Origin of the sequence: Blastomonas sp. SL216 (assembly GCA_026625625.1) — a bacterium.
Classification (GTDB): Bacteria; Pseudomonadota; Alphaproteobacteria; order Sphingomonadales; family Sphingomonadaceae; genus Blastomonas.
Genome location: CP113055.1, coordinates 2,506,143 through 2,526,053 on the forward strand (window position 1 = coordinate 2,506,143; position 19,911 = coordinate 2,526,053).

Genomic DNA, 19,911 nt, shown 5'->3' on the forward strand with positions numbered 1-19,911 from the left:
TTCCCGGGCTTTGGCGACCGTTCAGGCTGAATACGTATGCGTATGCCTTTTGCAATCGTGGTGCAAAGGTTATTCAGACTGCCGACCGGTTCACCTGAAAACCGGCGGCTCACGGACTGTTTCCGGATGCCAGAAATCATCCCGCCATCTGCTGTGCGGGGCCCCTGGGGAGAGTGATCATGAAAGCGATTTTTCGCGCCCGTCGTCTGCGCCTTGCGTCCGGCCGCGCCAGCCTTGCCGCCCTGTCCACCGCGCTGATGATCGGTGCCGCCTGCCCCGCGCTGGCGCAAACGGCCGATGCCGAACAGCCGCAGGGCAGCGCCGAGATCGACGAAGAGGCCGGCGTCATCATCGTCACCGGCTTCCGCGCCAGTGTCGAAAACTCGATTGCCGCCAAGCGCGAGAGCAATTTCATCGTCGATGTGGTGACCGCAGACGATATCGCCGGACTTCCCGACGTATCGATCGCGGAATCGCTGGCGCGACTGCCCGGCGTGACCTCGCAGCGCACCGGCGGCCAGGCGAGCGCGATCAACATTCGCGGCCTGTCGCAGGACCTCGTCTCGGCAACGCTCAACGGCCGCGAACAGGTTGCCACCAGCGGCAACCGCGTGATCGAATTCGATCAGTATCCCTCCGAACTGATCAACCAGGCCGCCGTCTACAAGACGCCGCTCGCCAGCCATATCGAAGGCGGCATTGCCGGCAAGGTCGAGCTGAAGACCGTCCGCCCGCTCGACAACAGGGATGCGTTCAAGGCCACCGTCAACCTGCGCGGCCTGTACAACGACCGCGCCAGCGAAAGCCCGGACGTGTCGTCCTACGGCTATCGCGTTTCCGGATCGGTGCAGGCCAAGCTGCTCGACGACACTTTGGGCATCGCGGTCGGCTATGCGCGGCTCTATCAGCCCAACGTTGCCACCCGCTTCGTCCAGTTCGACTTCCCGATCCCCGGCACCAACGGATCGCCCAGCCGCGACCTCAATGGCGACGGCACGGTGGACTCGCTGAACTTCGGCTTCGAGGGCATCCAGTTCGGCGGACGCGAGACCCGCGATGCGGCCATCGGCGTGATCCAGTGGGAGCCGACCAGCAACCTTCGCGTGCTGATCGACGGCTATTATTCGCGCTTCAAGTCCGACGTGAAGCGCCGCGGCTTCCGCATCGTCTCACCGCAATCGGGGGACAACCAGTTCATCAACCCGGTGATCTCGAACAACGCGCTGATCGGCGGGCGCATCGTCAACCAGGTCGGCAGCAACGGCTTCGGCTTCGGCCTGGGCACCGAGCTGGTCAACCAGGACGAAAGCCGCCGCGACGAGCTGTACACCATCGGCGGCAATGTCGCCTATGACTTCAGCGACCGTGTGACGCTGGCAGTCGATGTCGGCTATTCGAAGGGTACCAGCTTCTTCAACAATGCCGGCATCAACCTGCGCCCCTATGTCAACACGCCCACGGGCCTGCGCCGCGCGGACTCGATCCCCGGCCTGATCTCGGTCGATTATCAGCTTAACGGCACCCGCCTGCCGACCATCCGCTCGATCAGCTCGAACTTCACCGATGTCGATCCGGCCGGTGGCGGCTTCTTCCTCGACGGTCAGTTCCTGGTGCCGCAATCGGACAGTGACGAGCTGTTTGCTACCGCCGCCGACCTCACCATCCGCTTCGACGAGGCCAATTTCCTCGACACGCTGCGCTTCGGCTTCCGCTATGCCGACCGGCGCGGCGACCGCCGGGTGACATCGTTCAACACCTTCGGCATTCCCGGCAGCCCGCTGGCGGTACCCGGCAACCTGGTCACGCAGGCCGGTTTCTCGGGTGGTTATGCAGCGGCCGGCCTACCCGGCTTTGCGGTGGTGGATATCGACGGCGCGTTCAACCTGGCCTTTGGCAACCGGCTGGGCGTGCGCCAGCCGACCGACCAGATCGCGTTCGACTTCACCATCGACCAGAGCTTCCGCATCGATGAGGAAACCTATGCCGGATATGCGCAGCTCGATTTCGATACCGAGCTGGGGGGCTTGCGCTTCCACGGCAATATCGGCGGGCGCTATGTCCATACCGATCAGGGATCGACCGTGAACTTTGCCGACCCGAACCTGGTCGACAACCCTGCCACCCCGCCGCCAGCACGCGAGAACCGCCGTCCGGTGACGCGCGGCCGCACGTTCAACGATTTCCTGCCTGCGGTGAACCTGATCCTCGACCTGTCGGACCGCGACATCCTGCGCGCCAGCTACAGCCGCCAGATCTCGCGCCCGCGCTTCTTCGAGCTGCGCGGATCGATCAGCGTCAATACCGGATCGGACGGCAATACCAGCGGCAGCGGCGGCAATCCCGGCCTCTCGCCCTACAGAGCCAACCAGTTCGACCTGGCCTATGAGCATTATTTCGGCAATTCGGGCGTGCTGGCAATCGGTGCGTTCTACAAGGACCTGGAATCGTACATCATCAACGGCACGATCCCGCAGTTCAACTATGTCGAAAACGGCATCACCCCGCCGCCGATCCCGGGCACCAACGTTCCGGGCAATGCGGTCGGCAGCTTCTCCTCGCCGATCAATGGCGATGGTGGCTATGTCTATGGCTTCGAGTTCCAGTTCTCCAAGACCTTTGTCGAACTGCCCGCGCCGTTCGATGGCCTGGGGGTCCAGATCAACTATGCCTATAGCAAGAGCGATCTGGAATTCCCCAGCGCGACCAGCGGCGCGACGATCAACCTGCCACTGCCCGGCCTGTCCGAGCATGTCTTCAACCCGACGGTGTTCTACGAAAAGGCAGGCTTCGGCGCGCGTCTCAGCACCCGTCACCGCTCCAGCTTCGTCAGCCCGCAGATCGGCATCAGCGAGCTCATCCTGACCAGCGCCAAGGAAACGGTGATGGATGCGCAGCTTTCCTACCAGTTCCAGGAAGGCAGCGCGCTGCGCGAGCTCAAGCTGCTTGCGCAGGTCAACAACCTGACCGATGAACCGACCCGGACCTATTGGAGCAATGTCGCTCAGACCGGCACGATCCAGAATTTCGGCCGCACCTTCTTCCTGGGTGCAACCTACGAATTCTGACGGGTCACCAGTCGGGGGGCGGGTTTCCCCACCCGTCCCCCGTTATTGCGAGCGAGGTTGAGCGCATGGCGCGAGTTTGGAAAACGCTGGCCCTGGCAACGGCGCTCGCCGCTTCTGCGCCCATCGCGGCACAGGCCCCCGATTATGGCGCCGCGACGGTGCGCCAGCGTCCGCCGCAGGACGAGATCATCTATTTCGTGCTGCCCGACCGCTTCGCCAATGGCGATGCCAGCAACGATCGCGGCGGGCTGAAGGGCGATCGGCTGAAGACCGGGTTCGACCCCGCGCACAAGGGATTCTTCCACGGCGGCGATCTGAAGGGCCTTACGGACAAGCTCGACTATATCCAGCGCCTGGGCGTCACCGCGATCTGGTTTGCGCCGATCTTCCAGAACAAGCCCGTGCAGGGCGAGCCTGGCCAGGAAAGCGCGGGCTATCACGGCTATTGGGTGACCGATTTCACCAAGGTCGACAGCCATTTCGGCACCAATGACGAATTCCGGGCCTTTGTCGATGCTGCGCACGCGCGCGGCATCAAGGTCTATATGGACATCATCACCAACCACACTGCCGATGTGATCTATTTCCAGGAATGCGTCGGCCAGCCGGTTTGCGCCTATCGCTCCAAGGCGGATTATCCGTACTGGACCAGGGGCGGCCTCGATGGCGCGCGGATCAACGGCGGATTCGAGGGCGATAGCGTGCGCACCGCAGAGAATTTCGCGCAGCTGACCGATCCGACCTACGCCTATACGCCGCAGCTGCCCAAGGGCGAGGAGCAGATCAAGGTCCCCGCCTGGCTGAATGATCCGATCCATTACCACAATCGCGGCAATACCAGCTTCTACGGCGAGGATTCGCGCTATGGCGATTTCGTCGGGCTCGACGACCTGATGACCGAAAGCCCGCGCGTGGTCGAAGGTTTCATCGACATCTACGGCAGCTGGATCGACCGGTTCGGCGTGGATGGGTTCCGCATCGATACCGCGCGGCACGTGAATCCCGAATTCTGGGCCAGCTTCGCCCCGGCCATGCTCGAACGCGCAAAGGCGAAGGGCATAGAGCATTTCCACATCTTCGGAGAGGTCGCCAACGATGCAATGGACCCCGGCTTCCTGGCGCAGCACACAAGGCGCGACAAGCTGCCCGCGGTGCTCGACTTCGCCTTCCAGGCCGCAGTGCGCGACATGCTCACTGGCAAGGCGGGGACCGACCTGTTCGCCAGCCTGATCGCGGGCGATGTGCTGTACGAGGGCGGCGAGGCCACCGCGCTTACGCTGCCCACGTTCCTCGGCAATCACGACATGGGCAGGCTCGGGCATATGCTCGACAAGGCGCATCCGGGCGCCAGCGAGGCCGAACGGCTCGACCGGATGAGGCTGGCGCATGTGCTGCTGATGACCGCGCGCGGCGTGCCGACGATCTATTATGGCGACGAGCAGGGCTTTACCGGTGACGGCAACGACCAGGACGCGCGCGAGGACATGTTCGCAAGCCGCGTCGCCAGCTATAACGACAACCGGCTGGTGGGATCATCGGCCACCACCGCAGCCGAGAATTTCGACCCCGCGCACCCGCTCTACGCGCTGATCGCCGAACTGGCAGCGATCCGCAAGGCGCACCCCCGGCTCCGCGATGGCCGCACGGTGCTGCGCCATTACGGCCCCAGACCCGGCCTGCTCGCCTTCACGCGCGGCGAGGATGACGGCGAGGAAATCCTGGTCGCGGTCAACACGTCCGACCAGCCGGTCAGCCTGAACGTAGAGGTCGGCTATCGTTCGCGCGCGTTCATCGGCCTTGCGGGCAGCTGCCCGACCACCGCCAGCGCGCCGGGATCGGTGGCGATCAGCCTCCCGCCGCTCGGCTATGCCATCTGCCGCGCCACCCCGATCGACTGAAAGCCGAGTCATGACCAAGCCGATCTGCGATAACCGGCCCAGCCCCGATTTCGACTCCGACACCGGTGCCACCCGCCCCTGGTGGAAGGGTGCCAGCATCTATCAGATCTATCCGCGCAGCTTTGCCGATTCCAACGGCGACGGCATCGGCGATCTGGCGGGCATCACCTCAAGGCTGGAGCATATCGCGGACCTTGGCGTCGATGCGATCTGGCTCTCGCCCTTCTTCCCGTCGCCGATGAAGGATTTTGGTTATGATGTGGCGGATTATTGCGGCGTCGACCCAATCTTCGGTTCGCTGAAGGATTTCGACGCATTGGTCGCGCGCGCGCATGACCTGGGCCTCAAGGTGCTGATCGATCAGGTGTTCTCGCACAGCTCGGACCAGCACCCCTGGTTCGTCGACAGCCGGTCGAGCGCCACCGCTGCCAAGGCCGACTGGTATGTCTGGGCCGATGCCAAGGCCGATGGCAGCCCGCCGAGCAACTGGCAGTCGGTGTTCGGCGGCCCGGCCTGGACCTGGGACGCGCGGCGCGGCCAGTATTACATGCACAATTTCCTGAAGGAGCAGCCGCAGCTCAACGTCCACAACCCTGAGGTGCAGGCAGCGTTGCTCGACGTGCTGCGCTTCTGGCTCGATCGCGGCGTCGACGGCTTCCGCATGGATGCGGTCAATTTCGCGATGCACGATCCGCAATTGCGCGACAATCCGCCCGCGCCCGACAATGGCAAGCCGCGCACCCGGCCGTTCGATTTCCAGCTGAAGATCCACAACCAGTCGCATGCCGACATTCCCGGCTTTGTCGAGCGGATGCGCGCGCTGATCGATGGCTATGGCGGCAAGTTCACCGTCGCCGAAGTCGGCGGCGACGATGCCGAGCGCGAGATGAAGCTGTTCACTGCCGGCGGCACCCGGTTCGACAGCGCCTATGGCTTCGATTTCCTCTATGCCGAAAAGCTGACGCCGCAGATCGTGGCGCAGGCGGTGACCGGCTGGCCCGACACGCCCGGCACCGGCTGGCCGAGCTGGGCCTTCGAGAACCATGACGCACCGCGCGCGCTGTCGCGCTGGGCCGCGCCCGAGCATCGCGATGCGTTTGCAAGGCTCAAGATCCTGCTGCTCGTCGCGCTGCGCGGCAACATCTTCCTCTATCAGGGCGAGGAACTGGGCCTGCCGCAGGTGGAGATTCCGTTCGAGCGGCTGCAGGACCCCGAGGCGATCGCCAACTGGCCGCTGACGCTCAGCCGCGACGGCGCGCGCACGCCGATGCCGTGGCGGCGCAACGCCAACGACATGGGCTTTGGCAGCGGCGATCCCTGGCTTCCCTTTGGCGAGGATCACGCGCCGCTCGCGGTCGATGCCCAAAGTGCAGACCCGGCCTCGCTGCTCAACCTCACCCGCGCCGCGCTTGGCTTGCGCAAGGCGCATCCGGCGCTGGCGATCGGCAGCATCGCGATCCTGCATTGCGACGCGGACGTCCTGGCCTTCGAGCGTATCGAGGGAAGCGAACGCATCATCGCCGCGTTCAACCTCGCGCCCGAGCCTGCCGCCTGGCCCTCCGCCCTGCCCGCATCGGGCACGGTGGTGATGGCGGTGAACGATGCCGGGCCCGGCACCCTGCCCGGCCATGGCGCGCTGCTGTTCACCCCCGACTGACCCTTTCCCCCGGAGATTTGCCATGCGCCCGCTGATGATAGCTCTGATCACCTGGCTGGCGATGGTCGCTCTGCCCGCTTTTGCGCAAGGTTCGCCCGCCGCCAGCGTCGCCTCGCCCGATGGCCGGGTGCGGATCGACATCACCGTGGATGGCGAAGGCTGGGCGCACTATGCGGTCAGCCGCGACGGCAAGCCGCTGATTGCGCCTTCACGACTGGGATTCCAGTTCACCGATCAGGATGGCTTCGGCCGCAACAGCCGCGTGACAGGCACCGAAACCGCGACCGTCGATACGCGCTGGGACCTGCCCTGGGGCGAGCGCAGGACGGTGACCGACCGGCATAACGAGCTGTTGGTGCGGCTGGTATCACCCGGCGCGAGCGATGCGCTGAGCGACAACCCCGCCGACCGCCCGATCGCGATCCGCTTTCGCGCTTTCGACAACGGCATCGGCTTTCGCTACGAATTTGCCGCCCGTGCCGATCGAAAGCCCTGGCGCATCGCCGACGAGCTGACCGAATTCGTCATCGCCGCGCCCGGCCAGGCCTGGTGGATCCAGGCGGGCGACTGGAACCGCTACGAATATCTCTATCACGCTACCCAAATCGATCAGGTCTCTGCCGCGCACACGCCGATGACGGTGAAACTGGCCGATGGCACGCATTTGGCGTTCCACGAAGCGGCTCTCGTCGATTATGCCGCGATGTGGCTCAAGCGCGTCGACGGCCAGCGTTTCCGCGCGACGCTCTCTCCCTCGAGCCGGGGCGCGAAAGTCGAGCGCACGGGCGCCTTCACCACCCCCTGGCGCAGCATCCGCATCGCAGACACTGCAGGCGGGCTGTACGACAATGACCTCGAGCTCAACCTCAACACCCCCAACCGGCTTGGCGACACGAGCTGGTTCACCCCGCACAAATATGTCGGCGTGTGGTGGGAAATGCATCTCGAGACCAGGAGCTGGGCGAGCGGCCCGAAGCACGGCGCGACCAACGAGAACGTCCGCCGCCATATCGATTTCGCAGCAAAGCACGGCTTTCGCGGGGTGCTGGTCGAAGGGTGGAACAAGGGCTGGGACGGCAACTGGTTCGGCAATGGCCGCGATTTCGATTTCGTTCAGAGCACGCCCGATTTCGACCTGCCCGACCTTGCCGCCTATGCGCGCCAGCATGGCGTCCGCCTGATCGGCCATCACGAGACCGGCGGCAATATCGCCAAATATGAAAGCCAGTTGAGCGCGGCGCTCGACCTGTATGTCCGGCACGGCGTCGATGCGGTGAAGACCGGCTATGTCGCCGATGCCGGCGGCATCATCGCGCCGGGCGACCGGCCCGGCGAGCAGCGGATGGAATGGCATGACGGCCAGCGCATGGCGCAGCACCACCTGAAAGTGGTGCAGGAGGCCGCCGCGCGCCGCATTGCGGTCAACCCGCACGAGCCGATCAAGGATACGGGCCTCCGTCGCACCTATCCCAACTGGGTGAGCCGCGAAGGCGCGCGCGGCGGCGAATATCAGGCCTGGGGTACGCCGGGCAACGGACCCAAGCACGCGCCGACCCTGGTATTCACCCGGATGCTCGCCGGCCCGATGGACTACACGCCGGGCATCCTCTCGCTGAAGGGACGCGGCAGGCGCGACCTTGAATCGACGCTGGCACGCGAGCTTGCGCTTTACGTGGTGCTCTATTCGCCGATCCAGATGGTCGCCGATCTGATCGAGAATCTGGAAGCGCACCTGCGCGAGCTGGCGTTCATCGAGGCTGTGCCGACCGACTGGGCGGAGACCCGCACATTGCTCGGCGAGGTCGGCCAGATGGCGGTCATCGCGCGCAAGGATCGCAACGGGCCCGACTGGTATGTCGGCGGCGTCACCGATGACCGCGCGCGCGACGCCGCGATCGACCTGTCCTTCCTGCCCCAGGGCTCGCGCTGGCGCGCGCATATCTGGCGCGATGGCGACAAGGCCGATTACCGCACCGACGCGCGGCACGAGATCGTCATCGAGCAGAAACCGGTTGGTGCCGGCGACACGCTCACGATCCGCATGGCACCGGGTGGCGGCTTTGCGCTGCGGCTGGAGCGGCTGGACCGGTGAGCCTGATCCGGCTCGCGCTGGCGCTGCTGGCGCTCGCGCTCGCCCCCGCGCTGCGGGCAGAGGATGCGGGACGGCTGCTGCAGTACGAGCGGATCGCGGCCGCCGGCCTGCCCGACCAGCGCCTCACCATCTGGCTGCCGCCGGGCTATGATGCCGGGGTGCGGCGCTATCCGGTGCTGTACATGCACGACGGGCACAATCTGTTCGACCGGCGCTTTTCCAATTTCGACAAGATCTGGGCGGCGGACAAGGCGATGCTGCGGGCCTCGGCCAGCGGCGCGGTCGAGCCGCATATCATCATCGGCATCTGGGCCCCCGGCGCGGACCGCTTCCGCCAGTATCTGCCGCGCAACATTCACGACGCCGCGTCACCCAGCTTGCGCGCGCGGATGGACGCGGCGGCGGGTGGCCCGATCCTCTCGCACGTCTATCTCGAATGGATCGCAGGGCCGCTCAAGACCTGGGTGGATGCGAACTTCCGCACCCGCACCGGGCGCGACGATACCGCGATCATGGGATCGAGCATGGGCGGGCTGATGAGCTGCTACGCCTTCCTCAATCGCCCTGACATTTTCGGCCGCGCCGCGTGCATCAGCACGCACTGGCCCGCCATCGATCCGCGCGCGGTGGAGGGCGGCGATCCCGAACTGATCCGGCTATGGGACCGCTGGTTCGCCGAGAAGCTGGGCCCACCCGACGACCGCCGCCTCTGGCTCGACCACGGCACCGCCACGCTCGACGCCTTTTACGCGCCTTATCAGCAGGCCGTCGACGCCCGCATCGCTGCCTCGGGTTGGCAAAAGGGCCAGGACTGGGAAAGCCGGGTGTACGAGGGCGCCGAACACGAGGAAAACGCTTGGGCCGCGCGGTTGCCGGAGATCATGGGGTGGTTGTTAAGGCGGGAGTGAGGGGAGGATAGCTTTCTGGTGGCGTATTGCTGAGATCCAAACCCTATTCACTTGCTTTTGATAGCGTTGGTTCACCAGCAGGCGGAGGTGCTGGGGGACCGGGAATTTCTAATGCGCCTTGCAGATAGGCTGCGGCCAACGTTCCAATGATTGCTGCCATAATTCCGATCCCCCACGAAGCCACCCGAGGCCATACTTTACCCAACCAGCCTATCTTCTTTTTTCGCAGATGGATGGCTGCAAATGGCACATAGCGAGAGTGCAGCCAATTCACCCCCAAAATGAGTGAAAGTACGATACCCATGAGGATGACGCGATCAAAAAGGTCGCGAAGGCTAGGTAGGAACACGATTGTAGCCAGCAACATCACTTGATTGATGCCTATGCCCCACCTTTTGAAATTCGTAACGTAGGTGCGCTCGTAGCGCTTAAGATCGCGCTTCAGAGTTTCAAGCTGCCCAAGCACCCACGCCTCATTCGCGCCTTGGGTCGTGGCCGTGTTCATCTGAGGCCCAAACTCGATTGCGACCACCTGATTGGAACCTGACCCGTCAGGCTTTTGTGCAAATATTTTGATGAATTCCGCCCGATCGACCGCAAATTGGAGTTGCTTAAAATCCTCCAGATATCGAGCTTGCTCTGTGCCTGCGACCACCGTTACAACAACGCTAGGGAACTCCCGCCTGATGCTATCAGCAATTTCTGTGATTTGCTCGCGCTCAATTTCAATGGCGCCGAAATTATGCCTTGCGATATGGAATTGCTCTGCTCGCTGAACATCATCCGGCTGCTCTCCTCCTGTATGAGGAAAGAGGATGAACGTGCCTGCAGTCCCGATGGTCGTTTCCCAGTCGCCATGAATTTCGCCCTTCGCATTCATGGTGCCAAGGGCCTCGAAATTGCCGAGCTCAACATCTTCCACATCGGCTGCTGGTGTCCCGGCTAATTTAAGGACAGGTGCTGTAAAAGCCCCAACGACGTTGTAAATGGCAACGCCCACACCTTGTTCGTTAATGCGAAGTACGCCAGAAAGCGCGGCATCATCGCCATCAAGCACAACGAACAAGTTGCCGATATTTGTGCCCCAAGTCCTGCCCGCCCATCGTTTAGTTATTGTCATACCGCCCCCTAACCTCTGAAGCATACACGAACGAGCATGCTTGGCACAGGTAAAGAACAATGAATGTACGAAGAACTATCACGGAATTGCCAGAAAATACCCTTGCCAATCCCTCGGCGCTACCCCAAGCTCATATTGCACTTATGTGGTGAAGCAATTGACGCCCCCCCACCCCATCCCGGCGCATCGTCCCTCGTCCATCGAGGAGCAACGTACCATGCCCGCAAAATCCAAGGCGCAGCAGAAGGCGGCGGGGGCTGCGTTGGCGGCCAAGCGCGGGGATGCGCCCAAGAAGAGCCTCAAGGGCGCGTCGAAGCAGATGGCGCAGTCCATGTCCGAAAAGGAGCTGGAGGATCTGGCCTTTACCAGGTGCAAAACGCTCCGCGTGATCGAACAGGCGCACAGCCGGATCGCGTCGGGCAGCAGCGCGATGCAGGGCCTGGGATCGACCACCGGCAGCTACTGACGCCGCCCCGTACCGCGCGACCGATTTCGCGCCTGGGGAAAGAGGGGCCATAAGCGCCCCTCTATTTTGCGCGCGCACGATCGCGATCAGGCCGAAGCCTGATGCACTATCGCTGCTAAATATCGGAAAAACTGGAGCGGGCGAAGGGATTCGAACCCTCGACCCCAACCTTGGCAAGGTTGTGCTCTACCCCTGAGCTACGCCCGCTCGGCGGCTGGTCCAGTGTGTCGGTCCAGCGGGTGAGGCGCGCAGTTAGCATCGGCTTTTGGGTCCGGCAAGCCCCTATTTGCGATTCGTGCGGAATCATTGTTCGGGCCTTGGCATATGCGGCTTGCGCACCATCTTGGGGTTTCGGATAAGGGCGTGCGAAACGGGAGGCAACATCCCGCACAGCCGGGCGGAACCCCGCCATGGCGCGCACCGCGACAGGAGCATTGAACTTGGCAAGCATGGGTTTGACGACCGAAGAGCACAAGGCGGTCGAGGCATTTCGCAGCAAGGTGGTCGAACCGTCGATGACCAAGCTCGTCATCCTCGATTTCTGGGCGGAATGGTGCGGGCCGTGCAAGGCGCTGACGCCGGTGCTGGAAAAGATCGCCGAAACCTATGCCGACAAGGGCGTGGTGCTGGTGAAGGTCAATGTCGATGAGGAACGCTTCATCGCCGCGCAGTTCCAGATCCAGTCGATTCCCACCGTCTACGCGATGTTCCAGGGCCAGCCGGTCGCCAACCTCACCAACGCGCGCACCGAATCGCAGCTGGCCGGCATTTTGGACCAGCTGCTCGCCAAGCTGCCGATCCAGGCGGGCGATGACGCGGCGCAGGGCCCCGATATCGCGCCGTTGATCGCTATGGGCGAAGAGGTGCTGGCCGAGGGCGATGGCGAGCGCGCGGCAGGCATTTTCGCGCAGATACTCGATATGGTGCCCGATAGCGTGCCCGCGATTGCCGGGCTGGTGCGAGCGTTGGCCGCCGCTGACAAGGTGGCCGAAGCGCAGGCGCTGCTCGATGACCTGCCCCCCGAGATCGTGGCCGACCCCGCGCTGGAACGCGCCAAGGCCGCGCTGGCGCTGGTCGCCGACAAGGCCGATGACAGCGAGATTGCCGGATTGCGGGCCGCCGTCGAATCGGCCCCGGACGACCATGCCGCGCGCTATGACCTGGCCGTGGCGCTGTTCGCCGCCGGATCGCGCGACGAGGCAGCGGACCATCTGCTCGCCATCGTGCGCGCCGACAAGGATTGGAACGAGGGCGCGGCACGGGCCCGGCTGCTGCAGATTTTCGAGGCGGTGGGCCTGGAAGACCCCTGGGTTTCGGCGACGCGGCGCAAGCTTTCCGCCGCGTTGTTCGGCTGAGGACGATGGCCGCGATGGTCGCACAGCGCATATCCATTTTTCCGCTGACCGGCGTGATCCTGTTTCCGGGACTGCAGGTGCCGCTGCACATTTTCGAACCGCGTTATCGCGCGCTGGTCAGCGACGCCATGGCGCGTGACCGGCAGATCGGCATGATCCAGCCGCGCGGTGCGGGCGAACCGCCGCCGCTGTTCGACATGGGCTGTGTCGGCCGCATCATCGATGTCGAAGCCCTGGAGGATGGCCGCTACAATCTGGTGCTCGAAGGCTTTGCTCGTTTCCGCGTGATGCGCGAACTGGACGTGACCACGCCATTTCGCCAGATCGAGGCCGAGCTGATCGAGGAAAACGAGATCGACCAGGCGCTGTCCAGCGTCGAGCGGGCGAGCCTGGAGCGCGAATCGCAACGCTTTGCCAATGCGCAGGGCTATAGCGTCGACTGGGATTCGGTCGCGCGGCTCGATGACCGTTCGCTGGTCAACGGCATCGCCCAGATCGCGCCGTTCGATGCGGCCGCGAAACAGGCTTTGCTCGAAGCCGAAGGCCTCAAGGTCCGCGCCGATCTGCTGGTGCAGCTGATGCAGTTCTTCGGCCGCCGCGACAGCGATGATCCCCAGGTGACGCTGCAGTAATGCCGCTTCCCCTCCTGCGAGCGGGAGGGGAGATCAGCGCGCGCCTTGCAGCTTCTTCTGGCGGCGGCGCTGCACCGAAGACCCGAGCCCCAGTGCCTCCCGATATTTGGCGACGGTGCGCCGGGCGATGTCGAAACCGCGCTCCTTGAGCATGTCGACCAGCTGATCGTCGGACAGGATGTTCTTGGCATCCTCCTCGTCGATCAGCGCCTTGATATGGCTTTTCACCGCAGAGGCGGACACAGCATCGCCGCCATCGGTCGCCTGGATCGCGCTGGTGAAGAAATATTTGAGCTCGAACAGCCCGCGCGCGCAGCTCAAATATTTGTGGCTGGTGACGCGGCTGACGGTCGATTCGTGCATCTCGATGGCGTCGGCGACGCTGCGCAGCGTCAATGGGCGCAGGTGCGTGACACCGTTGCGGAAAAAACCTTCCTGCTGCTTCACGATCTCGCTCGCGACCTTGATGATCGTGCGCTGACGCTGGTCGAGCGCCTTTACCAGCCAGTTTGCCTCGGCCAGGCATTCGCTGAGCCAGGCCTTGGACTTGGCATCGTGGCGGCCCCCGGTGAGCGAGACGGCATAGGAACGGTTGACCAGCAGCCGCGGCAGCGTCGCGCTGTTGATCTCGATCATCCATTTGCCTTCGCGCTCGACCACGAACAGGTCGGGCACCACTGCCTCGATGCTTGATCCGCCGAAGCGGCTGCCGGGCTTGGGGTCGTATTGGCGCAGTTCCGCGATCATGTCGGCGAGATCTTCGTCATCGACCCGGCAGATGCGCTTGAGCTGGGGCAACGCACCGCGCGCCAGCAGCTCCAGATTGTCGATCAGCCGCGCCATGCACGGATCATAGCGGTCCGCCTCCCTCGCCTGGAGCGCGAGGCATTCGGCCAGATCGCGCGCGCCGACGCCGGTGGGCTCGAGCGTCTGGACCGCCGCCAGCGCCGATTCGACCTCGGCCAGCGGCACACCAAGCTGGTGCGAGACCTGCAACAGATCACCGCGCAGATAGCCGTTTTCGTCGATCAGCTCGATCAGATGGCGGCCGATGAACAGCTGCACGCCGGACAGCACGATGCCCGCCTGGGCATGCAGATGCTCGCGCAGCGACAGGTCATATTCGAGCGAATCCTCCCAGCCGTCGCTGTCCGCGCCGCCGCCGGTGGCAATGTCATTGAGCGAAAGCGCGCCATCGAGCCCGCCTGAACCTTCACCCGCCACGCGCTCGGGGCAGTCGCTGGCGCTGTCGTGATGAAACACCTCGCCATTGAGGTCGATGTCGAGCGGGCGGTCCACCTCTCCCATGCCGGCGCCAATCAGCTCGTCGCTGCCCGCAGGGTCGCCATCGGAAGGGGGCGCAGCAGGAGCATCGAACACCGCATCGACCCCGCCCAGCTGGATATCGCCACCGCCATCCTCGCCGCCCAGTTCGAGCAGCGGATTGCGCTCCAGCTCTTCGCCGATAAACGCCTCGATCTCGATATTCGACAGCGCAAGCAGCCGGATCGCCTGCTGCAGCTGCGGCGTCATCACCAGCGACTGGCTCTGTCTCAGATCAAGGCGCGGCCCCAGCGCCATCAGATCAGCCCCTCATCGCCCGTTCGCCGTGCATCACAGCGCAAAGCCCTCGCCCAGATACAGCCTGCGGACATTCTCGTCGGCAACCAGAGCCTCGGGCGTTCCGGCGAACAGCACCTTGCCATCATAGATGATGCAGGCGCGGTCGACGATATCGAGCGTCTCGCGGACATTGTGATCGGTGATCAGCACGCCGATGCCGCGCGACTTGAGCTGCTTGATGAGATCGCGAATGTCGGCGATCGACAGCGGATCGATCCCCGCGAACGGCTCGTCAAGCAGGATGATCGAGGGGCTGGCGGCCAGCGCGCGGGCGATCTCGCAGCGCCGACGCTCGCCGCCCGACAGCGCCATCGCTGGCGAAGCGCGCAGCCGGGTCAGGCCGAATTCGTCGAGCAGCGTTTCCAGCCGCTCAGCCCGCGCGGTCACGTCGGGTTCGACCAGTTCGAGCACCGCGCTGATATTCTGTTCGACCGACATGCCGCGAAAGATCGAGGTTTCCTGCGGCAGATAGCCCAGACCCAGGATCGCGCGGCGGTACATCGGCAGCGGCGTGATATCGACGCCATCGAGCATGATGCGGCCCGAATTGGGCTTTACCAACCCCATGATCGAATAGAAGCAGGTGGTCTTGCCCGCGCCATTGGGGCCGAGCAGGCCCAGCACCTCACCCTTGGCGACCTGCAGCGAGACGTCGGACAGCACGACCTTCTTGTCATAGCTCTTGGCGATCGAGACGACATTCAGGCCGTCGCGCGACGTCGACGGATCGGCTGCGGTACCGCTGAGCAGGCCCTGGGGGGCAACATCGTTCATTCTGACTTCCTGCAAACCTAGCCCGCGACCCGCGCCGCCGCTTCTGCCTTGCCTTTCCCATAGCATGGAACAAGGCGATGAAAACCGGCGATATTCGCGTGTTGGCAGGATTTATGCATGGACTGGCGGAAACCATGTCGTCCGCTTCCAACCTGGCTCGGGGAGGATCTGGAAAGAAAGCTCAATCCCGCTTGGGCACCGAGAAGGTTCCCGATACGCGGCCGCCGGCGCTGCCCGTCTGGCCCGGCGCGCCGCCGGCAGAACGGCCATCGACCGTCGAGCGGCCCGTGGTCAGATCGATCACCATCCGCCCGCCATTGAGCGTGTTGCCGCCCTGGCGCAGCGCGACATTGCCGATCAGCGTGATGATGCGCCGGTTGAAATCATAGATGCCGACATTGCCGCTGGCACGTTCCTCGCCCTTGGTGACGACGACGCCGCCATTGGCATCGATCCGCTCGATCTCGATGCCACCCGCATTGCGATAGGCCACGGTCATGCGCGCAGCCTGCAGCCGCAGGCCCGCCTGGGTGATATCGACATTGCCCGAAAGCAGCACGCGGTTGGCGCGATCCTGCAGCTCAATGCGGTCGGCAGCATAATCGACGGGCGCATTGCTGTTATGGTTCATCAGCGACTGCGCGGTGACGCTGGCCGGAGCCAGCATCAGGCCAGCCAGCACCACGCCACCTGCCGATGCTGCCAGCAGGGCGCGCTGCGCCATACCTGAAACCTTGCCCGAAAACCGCATGCTGAATCCTGTCATCCTGAAGCCCGTCACGGCATACCGCCCTGGGTCATGCGCAGCCGCGCCCGACCTTCCAGCGTTACCGTGCGCTCGGCCAGGTTGGCCCTTAGCCGGTCGGCGCGGAAAGTGCCAGTCGGCAAGCGTCCGGTGACTTCGCCGCGGCTGACCATGCTGCGCTTGGGCAGATCGATATCGACATCGCGCGTCACCATGCGATAGCCATTGGCGCTGCTGAACTGGACCGGGCCGATGATCGAGACCTGCTCGCTATCCATGTTATAGTTGCCGCGCCCCGCCTCGAGCACGCCGGGCCCATCCTTGAGCAGGATACGCGCGGCGAGATCGTTCATTTCCACCACCGGATTGCGCGAGCTTTTCTGCACGGCGGAGCCTGCCTCGAGCGAGAACGGCCGCCCTTCGCTGTCCTGGCCGCGATACAGCGCCTGGGTCACGCGCATGCGTTCGCGCGCGATATCGACCTGGTTCTTGTCGAGCAGGAAGCTGACTTCGGTGTTGCGCAGCAGCGGTGCCAGCGCGAGGAACGCCACCAGCACGCCGATCGCGGCAGGCAGGAACATGCCCAGAAAGCGCACCATCTTGTCATGGCTGCTGCCGGGCGCGGCGAACAGCTGACGGCGGTTACGCATCTGATCGGCGCGCTGGGTCATGTCGCGATTAAACCTGTCGGTTGCGAACCCGCGATGAACGGGCCTGGTTTGAGCGACGCGCCCTATCAGGCGTGGGCGAAAATATCAATTTCGGGCCAACCGGCGAGATCGAGCTCGGCGCGCGCGGGGAGAAAATCGAAACAGGCCTGGGCAAGCTCGCGCCGCCCTTCGCGGACCAGCCGCGCGTCCATCGCCTTGTGCAGCGCGTGCAGGAAACGCACGTCGCTGGCGGCATAGTCGCGCTGGGCATCGTTGATCTCGGGCGCGCCCCAGTCGCTCGACTGCTGCACCTTGCTCAACTCCTTGCCCAGCACCTCGCGCACCAGCTCCTTCAGGCCATGCCGGTCGGTATAGGTGCGGATCAGGCGCGAGGCGATCTTGGTGCAGAACACCGGCGCGGCCATCACGCCCAGATAATGCTTGATCGCCGCCAGATCGAAACGGGCGAAATGATAGAGCTTCAGCCGCTCGGGATCGGCCAGCACCGCACGCAGGTTGGGCGCGGCATAATCGCTGCCGGGCATGAAGCGCACCAGGTGCTCGTCGCCGCGGCCGTCGGAAATCTGCACCAGGCAAAGCCGATCGCGCGGCGTGATCAGCCCCATGGTTTCGGTATCCACCGCCACGGGCCCGGGGGCCAGCACGTCTGCCGGCAGGTCGTCTTCGTGAAAATATACGCTCATGCTGTCTCGCCGTCATTGCTGGTCGGCGATGCGCCGCGTCGCTTTTCCCGCCCGTTGCGGGCCCAGATGTTCAGAGCCTCGACCATCGCAGAAAATGCCATGGCGGCATAGATATAACCCTTGGGCACATGGACGCCGAAGCCGTCGGCGATCAGCACCGCGCCGATCATCAACAGGAAGCCCAGCGCCAGCATCACCACGGTCGGGTTACGGTTGATGAAATTGGCCAGCGGATCGGCAGCAACGAGCATCACGCCCACGGTGATGATCACCGCGGCCATCATGATCGGCACCTCGTCGGTCATGCCGACCGCGGTCAGGATCGAATCGATCGAAAAGACCATGTCGAGCGCGATGATCTGGACGATGGCCGCTCCGAAGCCGATCGCAGCCTTGCCCTTCTTGTCGAGCGCCTCGCCCGAAGGCTCGTCATCGACGCTGTGATGGATTTCCTTGGTGGCCTTCCACACGAGGAACAGCCCGCCTGCAATCAGGATGAGATCGCGCCAGGAAAACTGCGTCTCGAACGTCGGTTCGCCATGCTGGCCGGGCGCGCCGGTAATGCCCAGATCGAACACCGGCGTGGTCAGCGAGACGATGAAGGCGATCATCGACAGCAGCGCCAGCCGCATCACCAGCGCCAGGCCGATGCCGACGCGGCGCGCAGTCTGCTGCTGATGCGCAGGCAGCTTGTTCGACAGGATGGAGATGAAGATCAGGTTGTCGATGCCCAGCACGACTTCCAGGATGACCAGGGTGACAAGCGCGGCCCAGGCGGCTGGGTCGCTCAAAAGCGGGATGATGCTGTCCATCGCCCCCAATTGCCGCAGCCATCGGGGTCTGGCAAGGGCTGGCGCGCGCGCATCCCGCCGATTTTGCGGTGGGCTGTAACAAGTCGGCCGGGCAATGCATGCCCACCAGTGTTGCCAGGCCGCGCCAGCCATGCGGCAAAGCCATGGCCAGCGCCATTTATCGTTCGCCAAGCATTGGAATTTGGTTTAAGAGAATCACTTGGAAGTGCGCGCCTTTCGCGGGTGTATCCCGATGCGCAAGGTCTGAATTGCGGTCTTCCACAGAAATTTGGTCAGTGGGGGCCGACGGCTGCGTCGATTAACCGGATGCTTTCATTGAATTGGGTTGGGGTGTTTTAAGTTTTGCAAGGTATGCGAGGCGGCTGGCAAGGTGCCAAAGCCATTGACCCGGATACCAGCCTGAAGTTGAGCGATGGGGTTCACGTCCGCCCTGTTCTTGAGCAAATGATCCAGGACGACATTGAAAGTGAATAGTTCGGCATGAGTTTTGACAGGGGTCGGCGCGGCGGCAGAGGCCGGGACAAACGCGACAGATTTGGCGAGGATGATTTCGACGCTTTTTCGCCTCCGCCTGCTTATGGTGACCGTGGTGGTTTCGGCGGCGGTGATCGCGGCGGATTTGGCGGCGGTGACCGTGGCGGCTTCGGCGGCGGCGGCGGTGGTGGCGGCTTCGGCGGTGCCCCGCGCGGCGGTGGTGGCGGCGGCGGTGGTCGCGGCTTTGGCGGCATGCCCACCCAGGTGGTCGGCGAAGCCAAGGGCAAGGTGAAGTTCTTCAACGCTCAGAAGGGCTTTGGCTTCATCCAGCGCGAAGATGGCGGCGACGATGTGTTCGTGCACATCAGCGCGGTCGAGCGTGCCGGCCTTTCCAACCTCGCCGAAGGCCAGGGCCTGGAATTCACTCTCGTCGATCGTGGCGGCAAGGTTTCGGCCAGCGACCTCAAGGTCGATGGCGAGCTGATCCCGGTGACCGAAGGTTCGGGCGGCGGCGGTGACCGTGGCGAGCGTGCTCCCCGTGGCGAAGCACCGCGGCGCGAACTCACCGGTGAGCGTGCGACCGGAACGGTCAAGTTCTTCAACTCGATGAAGGGCTTCGGTTTCATCACCCGTGATGACGGCCAGCCCGATGCATTCGTGCACATCAGCGCGGTCGAGCGTGCCGGCATGGCAGGCCTGAACCAGGGCGACCGTCTGGAGTTCGACCTCGAAGTCGACCGCCGCGGCAAGCACAGCGCCGTCAATCTGGTCGCGCACCACGATTGATCCGGTGCTCGGCCTACAAGGGCCGGGACAAGAGACATGAAACCCCGCCTGTGCCTTTTGGCGCGGCGGGGTTTTTTGTTGACGAAGTCCCGCCTCGCACCGGACGGGAATTCCATCATCAGACCTGGCAGGATCACTTGTGGCAAAGGA

14 protein-coding genes, 1 tRNA gene and 3 pseudogenes are annotated in these 19,911 nt (G+C 64.0%); 10 read left to right on the forward strand and 8 right to left on the reverse strand.

All coding sequences use genetic code 11. The annotated features are described in order from the left end of the window. Positions 1 to 179 precede the first annotated feature (179 nt). From OU999_11785 to OU999_11805, 5 genes are all read left to right on the forward strand, one after another. On the forward strand, positions 180 to 3,065 hold the full coding sequence (locus tag OU999_11785) for a TonB-dependent receptor (GenBank protein WAC22437.1): 2,886 nt from the start codon (positions 180 to 182) through the stop codon (positions 3,063 to 3,065). A 65-nt stretch (positions 3,066 to 3,130) separates the two neighbouring features. After that, positions 3,131 to 4,963, forward strand: a complete 1,833-nt coding sequence (locus OU999_11790) for an alpha-amylase family glycosyl hydrolase (GenBank protein ID WAC22438.1) — start codon at positions 3,131 to 3,133, stop codon at positions 4,961 to 4,963. A 10-nt stretch (positions 4,964 to 4,973) separates the two neighbouring features. Continuing rightward, positions 4,974 to 6,620 (forward strand): alpha glucosidase, encoded by a 1,647-nt coding sequence (locus OU999_11795; protein ID WAC22439.1) that lies wholly within the window; start codon positions 4,974 to 4,976, stop codon positions 6,618 to 6,620. 34 nt (positions 6,621 to 6,654) lie between these two features. Then, complete coding sequence (locus OU999_11800; protein ID WAC22440.1) at positions 6,655 to 8,712, forward strand: glycoside hydrolase family 97 protein; 2,058 nt, start codon at positions 6,655 to 6,657, stop codon at positions 8,710 to 8,712. Further along, on the forward strand, positions 8,709 to 9,620 hold the full coding sequence (locus tag OU999_11805; protein ID WAC22441.1) for an alpha/beta hydrolase-fold protein: 912 nt from the start codon (positions 8,709 to 8,711) through the stop codon (positions 9,618 to 9,620). Before OU999_11800 ends, OU999_11805 begins: the two co-directional genes overlap by 4 nt. 43 nt (positions 9,621 to 9,663) lie before the next feature. Here the strand turns inward: OU999_11805 and OU999_11810 are convergent, their stop codons facing one another. Continuing rightward, entirely contained in the window at positions 9,664 to 10,686 is a 1,023-nt protein-coding gene (locus tag OU999_11810) for a hypothetical protein (protein WAC22442.1), read from the reverse strand. A 271-nt stretch (positions 10,687 to 10,957) separates the two neighbouring features. Here OU999_11810 and OU999_11815 point away from each other — a divergent pair. Then, a pseudogene (locus OU999_11815) lies at positions 10,958 to 11,107 on the forward strand (DUF3008 family protein). 231 nt (positions 11,108 to 11,338) lie between these two features. On the opposite strand, the gene OU999_11820 reads toward OU999_11815, so the two are convergent. Beyond that, a tRNA-Gly gene (locus OU999_11820) sits at positions 11,339 to 11,413 on the reverse strand. 242 nt (positions 11,414 to 11,655) lie between these two features. Here OU999_11820 and OU999_11825 point away from each other — a divergent pair. Both OU999_11825 and OU999_11830 read left to right on the forward strand, forming a co-directional pair. Then, positions 11,656 to 12,561, forward strand: a complete 906-nt coding sequence (locus tag OU999_11825) for a tetratricopeptide repeat protein (GenBank protein WAC25418.1) — start codon at positions 11,656 to 11,658, stop codon at positions 12,559 to 12,561. A gap of 5 nt (positions 12,562 to 12,566) precedes the next feature. Beyond that, positions 12,567 to 13,193, forward strand: coding sequence for an LON peptidase substrate-binding domain-containing protein (locus OU999_11830; GenBank protein ID WAC22443.1), 627 nt, complete (start codon positions 12,567 to 12,569; stop codon positions 13,191 to 13,193). 33 nt (positions 13,194 to 13,226) lie between these two features. Here OU999_11830 and rpoN read toward each other — a convergent pair whose 3' ends face one another. The 6 genes from rpoN to OU999_11860 all read right to left on the reverse strand — a co-directional run bounded on the left by rpoN (position 13,227) and on the right by OU999_11860 (position 18,501). Next, positions 13,227 to 14,774 carry an RNA polymerase factor sigma-54 gene (gene rpoN / locus OU999_11835; protein WAC22444.1) on the reverse strand — a complete coding sequence of 516 codons (1,548 nt, stop codon included), beginning with the start codon at positions 14,772 to 14,774 and terminating at the stop codon, positions 13,227 to 13,229. A gap of 33 nt (positions 14,775 to 14,807) precedes the next feature. Then, a complete protein-coding gene (gene lptB, locus OU999_11840) occupies positions 14,808 to 15,590 on the reverse strand; it encodes an LPS export ABC transporter ATP-binding protein (GenBank protein WAC22445.1) in 783 nt (260 codons plus the stop codon). 181 nt (positions 15,591 to 15,771) lie between these two features. Continuing rightward, positions 15,772 to 16,314 (reverse strand): LptA/OstA family protein, encoded by a 543-nt coding sequence (locus OU999_11845; GenBank protein WAC25419.1) that lies wholly within the window; start codon positions 16,312 to 16,314, stop codon positions 15,772 to 15,774. A gap of 53 nt (positions 16,315 to 16,367) precedes the next feature. Next, positions 16,368 to 17,006, reverse strand: a complete 639-nt coding sequence (gene lptC, locus OU999_11850; GenBank protein WAC22446.1) for an LPS export ABC transporter periplasmic protein LptC — start codon at positions 17,004 to 17,006, stop codon at positions 16,368 to 16,370. A 65-nt stretch (positions 17,007 to 17,071) separates the two neighbouring features. After that, a complete protein-coding gene (locus OU999_11855) occupies positions 17,072 to 17,689 on the reverse strand; it encodes a ribonuclease D (protein WAC22447.1) in 618 nt (205 codons plus the stop codon). Continuing rightward, complete coding sequence (locus OU999_11860) at positions 17,686 to 18,501, reverse strand: TerC family protein (GenBank protein ID WAC22448.1); 816 nt, start codon at positions 18,499 to 18,501, stop codon at positions 17,686 to 17,688. The genes OU999_11855 and OU999_11860 overlap by 4 nt, the downstream gene beginning before the upstream one ends. Before the next feature lie 726 nt (positions 18,502 to 19,227). On the opposite strand from OU999_11860, the pseudogene OU999_11865 reads away from it, so the two are divergent. Together OU999_11865 and OU999_11870 are read left to right on the forward strand one after the other, a co-directional pair. Further along, positions 19,228 to 19,443, forward strand: a pseudogene (locus OU999_11865) (cold-shock protein). A gap of 114 nt (positions 19,444 to 19,557) precedes the next feature. Next, positions 19,558 to 19,761: pseudogene (locus OU999_11870) on the forward strand (cold-shock protein). Positions 19,762 to 19,911: the final 150 nt, after the last annotated feature.

Coding starts and splice junctions, on each gene's coding strand:
- OU999_11785 (WAC22437.1), top strand. CDS start 180: ATGAAAGCGATTTTTCGCGCCCGTCGTCTGCGCCTTGCGTCCGGCCGC.
- OU999_11855 (WAC22447.1), bottom strand. CDS start 17,689: ATGAGCGTATATTTTCACGAAGACGACCTGCCGGCAGACGTGCTGGCC.
- lptC (WAC22446.1), bottom strand. CDS start 17,006: ATGACCCAGCGCGCCGATCAGATGCGTAACCGCCGTCAGCTGTTCGCC.
- OU999_11830 (WAC22443.1), top strand. CDS start 12,567: ATGGCCGCGATGGTCGCACAGCGCATATCCATTTTTCCGCTGACCGGC.
- lptB (WAC22445.1), bottom strand. CDS start 15,590: ATGAACGATGTTGCCCCCCAGGGCCTGCTCAGCGGTACCGCAGCCGAT.
- OU999_11845 (WAC25419.1), bottom strand. CDS start 16,314: ATGGCGCAGCGCGCCCTGCTGGCAGCATCGGCAGGTGGCGTGGTGCTG.
- OU999_11800 (WAC22440.1), top strand. CDS start 6,655: ATGATAGCTCTGATCACCTGGCTGGCGATGGTCGCTCTGCCCGCTTTT.
- OU999_11860 (WAC22448.1), bottom strand. CDS start 18,501: ATGGACAGCATCATCCCGCTTTTGAGCGACCCAGCCGCCTGGGCCGCG.
- OU999_11825 (WAC25418.1), top strand. CDS start 11,656: ATGGGTTTGACGACCGAAGAGCACAAGGCGGTCGAGGCATTTCGCAGC.
- rpoN (WAC22444.1), bottom strand. CDS start 14,774: ATGGCGCTGGGGCCGCGCCTTGATCTGAGACAGAGCCAGTCGCTGGTG.
- OU999_11790 (WAC22438.1), top strand. CDS start 3,131: ATGGCGCGAGTTTGGAAAACGCTGGCCCTGGCAACGGCGCTCGCCGCT.
- OU999_11795 (WAC22439.1), top strand. CDS start 4,974: ATGACCAAGCCGATCTGCGATAACCGGCCCAGCCCCGATTTCGACTCC.